This window comes from Thalassospira sp. UBA1131 (genome assembly GCF_002311515.1).
Lineage (GTDB): Bacteria > Pseudomonadota > Alphaproteobacteria > Rhodospirillales > Thalassospiraceae > Thalassospira.
The window spans coordinates 16,473-20,091 of the sequence record NZ_DCAO01000096.1; the positions used below are offsets into that span (position 1 = coordinate 16,473).

Genomic DNA, 3,619 nt, shown 5'->3' on the forward strand with positions numbered 1-3,619 from the left:
CCATTGATCCAGCAATCAGTGCGTTTTGTCCGGCCCTTGCACGGCATGTCATGGCGATAGGGCATGAAACTGGCACTGCCCAGGGCATAAACATCGCGCCCGTCACGGGTATAGATCGCCTGAAGCCAGGTGCGGTCATCAAGCAGTTCCGGGACCGCCTTGCCCGCGGCCTTGAAGCGGCTGTCGCAATCGGGTTTCAGGCTGTTAAAGCCATAACCAACAAAGGCCCGGTTCTGAAAGTTCGGGGCAAACAGAACCATTTGGCCCTGATTGTTGCGAAAGGCACGGGCTGGTGAATCGGGCAGATGATGGTTGTCACATCCGGTGACGTCGCTATCAAAGATGACGGTTTCGGTGCCTGAAACAGTTACCTCGGCGGCCAGCAAATCCGGGTTCCAGCCAAACATGCCACCGACCGACAAGCCGATCAGGAATGCCAAGAGACCTGTGATGCGTTTTGAGAAACGAAGTGTGCCCAAGGTTTTACCCGCCAGCTTTGCAAATCAAATGAGAAAGTGTGGTGCGTGGCGTTACTGGGGGTTACGCCACGCACCAGACAGCAAGGTCACGCCGCCTCTGCGACGTATGGGGCCGGGGTACTGCCCAGACGGTGTGCCATGCTGTTTTCTTCAAGGAAGTTTTTCAGATCGCCAAAACGCTTCTGATAGGTCTGCTCAAACAGATCGAAATCGGCGTTATCCCAGGCTTCCTCGAACGAGAATTTGTCCATGTAGCGACCATCCACGAACGGAATGCCAAGCGTTTTGACAAATTCGCGGGTGCGCGTGTCATAGGTGACATAAAGGGCCGGAACTTCGTTGGCCAAGGCCAGCAAATTGCCATGCAGGCGATAGCCGGTCACCGCATCAAGGTTCTGTTCGGCCCGTTCAAAATCAGCGACACTTTCAAACACCGAAAGCGATGATTTATAGAGGTCCAGCAACGGATCCCTGGGGCCGTAGAACCACTTTTCCGCAGTCAGCTTTTTGACCGCCTCGTCCATGACAGCCGCGTCATTTTCGACCTGTTTGGATCGCGCGTAATAGATTTGCTTTTCTTCAAGCTCGCCGGCACACAGGATTTCCGTGTCATAGCGTTCGGCCAATGTGCGCAGCATAAAGCGTTGCTGTGTCTGGAAACCGTGCGTCTTGCGGCGCAGGGTAAAGCCCAGCCTTTTGATCGATGCGGCATCAACCCGGCGTAATTTCAGTTCCGGTTTGCAATGGCGGAACACCGTCGGGCAGCCAAAGATGCGGACATTTTTGATCCCGATTGAATTCAGCGCCTTTTTCGACAGATTGCCGCGCACGCCAATCGATGCCGAGCGATCTGCAACCAGATTCAAGAACCGCCTGGTCGATTCATTGACATATTCGTCGGAATTGTCGGGAACCTGAACACCGATGCCAAAGGCAATCACGGGCACCTTGGTTTTTTCAAGAACCGCTGTGATCGGGTCCCATTGACCGTTGGTGTTGATATAGTTCGATCCGCGCAGAAAGATGTAATCCAGCCGATTGATCTGTTCGATCTGGGTTTCCGAAATATTGCCGTCTGAGGGCACATAGATCGGAAAAAGTTCGGAATAGTCGAGAATGCGCAGCGAGGAATCATAGACAAAGCAGTCACCGATATTGGTGAATAAGGTCTTTGCCTTTTCCGGCGCATTATAGGTGTGGGTGACAACACCAAGATTGCCCTCAAGACGGCCAGCGGGCATCAATACGCCAATACGGGGCTTGCGCCCCCCGGTGGGGAGTTCGGGTGCCATTTTATGCTCCTGCGTGTTTGGTTCGTGTCATTTTTGACGTTGTTTCGAACCGTTGCTCGTGTTTGGAAGTGCAGGTCTTGCGAGATGCGGTTAAGCCGCACTGACCTCGCGGGATTTAAGGCTTTGTTCCCAATCAAGGGCATGGCGCACGATGTCTTCTAGGTCATCATGAACCGGGGTCCAGCCGAGTTTTTGGCGAATACGATCGGCCGCAGCTATCAGGGCTGCCGGATCACCGGGGCGACGGTCGGCAAGTTCAACCTCGAAATCAACGCCAGAGACCTTTTTGACCGCACCGATCACTTCGCGCACCGAGAAACCGCGCCCATAACCACAGTTCATCACGTCGCTTTCGCCGCCGCGTTCAAGATATTCAAGGGCCAGAACATGGGCATTGGCGAGGTCGGAGACATGGATGTAATCGCGAATGCAGGTGCCATCGGGGGTTTCGTAATCTTCGCCGTAAATGGCCATTTGCGGACGCGTACCTGTTGCCGCCTGGCTTGCGATCTTGATCAGATGGGTTGCCTTGCGCGATGTCTGGCCGGAACGGCCTTTGGGGTCGGCGCCGGCAACATTGAAGTAACGCAGCGCGACATAGCGCAAATCATGGGCGATGGCGGCATCGGCCAACATCTTTTCGGTCATCATTTTTGATGTGCCATAGGGCGAGATCGGCTTAAGGGCGAAGTCCTCGTTAATCGGGGTGGCTTTTGGTTCGCCATAAACCCCCGCGGTCGAGGAAAAGATGAAATGCTTTACGCCGCTATCCACAGCAACTTGCAAAAGCGCACGCGAATTGACCGTATTGTTGCGGTAATATTCCAGCGGATAGATGACCGAGTCCGGTACAATGATCGACCCGGCAAAATGCATGATCGCCGTCACGTCATGTTCGGCGATGACACGACGCACCAGATCCTCGTCGCCACAATCACCTTCAACGAACGCCGCCCCGGTTGGCACTGCCCAGCGATGCCCCTGACTTAGATTGTCCAGCACGACGACATCGCGCCCGCCATCGAGAAGTGCAAGTGCCGCGTGACTGCCGATATACCCTGCGCCACCTGTTACAAGTACAGTCATTGCCGTGTCTCCTTGTTGATGTTGCCTGTTTTGGTTCAGGCTGCTTTGGAAGGCACGGCCGCCCGGCGATCCCGATCCGGGTCGCCAGAACGGCCATACCGGGTGGGATCACGCGACCTTTCGCTGAGGCTGCGTATCAGCTTTCATGACATCGACCATTTTGTGATCGATGTTGTTTTCGGTCAGGAACTGCGCCATTTCGCGATAGGTCTGGAACCAGGCGCGGTTGAACTTGTCGAACAGATCCTGATTCCAGTAATCCTCGAGCACGAATTCCTTTTCCGAGAACACGTCATAGGACGGGATCTGATAGGTTTCGGCGAATTCGACCGTGCGGCTGTCATAGGTGAAGTAAATCGACGGAACACCGTTCGACAGCGCCATCAGATTGCCGTGCAGGCGATAGCCCAGCACGCAATCCTTGGTCCGCACCAGATCCTCGTAATCGGATACGACATCGGAATAGAACAGTTTCTCGCGATAGAGGCGTTCCATCGTGTCATCGAGATACCAGTTCTTGACCCAGTCGTTGTTTTTGAGCGCCTGCATGGCTTCTTCGCGCTGGGCGTTGCTGCCAAAGACGAGCTTTTTCTCTTCGGGTTCGCCCTGGGCCATCAGGGTCATGTCATCGAACCGGTCGGCCAGATGTTTCACCAGATCACGATGGAAGGTGAGATACCGTTTGATGTCCTGGGCATAGGCCGGGGACACTTCACGGCGCAGCGTAATGCCGACATTTTTCACGCTATCAAGCGATGGCAG

The 3,619-nt window shown here is 54.7% G+C and carries 3 protein-coding genes and 1 pseudogene; all 4 read right to left on the reverse strand.

The genetic code is table 11. From position 1 onward, the window contains the following. A pseudogene (locus B3Z49_RS14960) lies at positions 1–479 on the reverse strand (hypothetical protein); the annotation flags it as partial. 86 nt (positions 480–565) lie between these two features. Further along, positions 566–1,771, reverse strand: a complete 1,206-nt coding sequence (locus B3Z49_RS14965) for a polysaccharide pyruvyl transferase family protein (protein WP_296992325.1) — start codon at positions 1,769–1,771, stop codon at positions 566–568. 90 nt (positions 1,772–1,861) lie between these two features. Further along, complete coding sequence (galE, locus tag B3Z49_RS14970) at positions 1,862–2,857, reverse strand: UDP-glucose 4-epimerase GalE (RefSeq protein WP_008888998.1); 996 nt, start codon at positions 2,855–2,857, stop codon at positions 1,862–1,864. 108 nt (positions 2,858–2,965) lie between these two features. Further along, on the reverse strand, positions 2,966–3,619 hold a 654-nt coding region (locus B3Z49_RS14975; protein ID WP_296992328.1), incomplete at its 5' end, for a polysaccharide pyruvyl transferase family protein.

Bases quoted from the DNA above. Each gene is read 5' to 3' on its own strand.
- B3Z49_RS14965 (WP_296992325.1), bottom strand. From the start codon at position 1,771: ATGGCACCCGAACTCCCCACCGGGGGGCGCAAGCCCCGTATTGGCGTA.
- galE (WP_008888998.1), bottom strand. From the start codon at position 2,857: ATGACTGTACTTGTAACAGGTGGCGCAGGGTATATCGGCAGTCACGCG.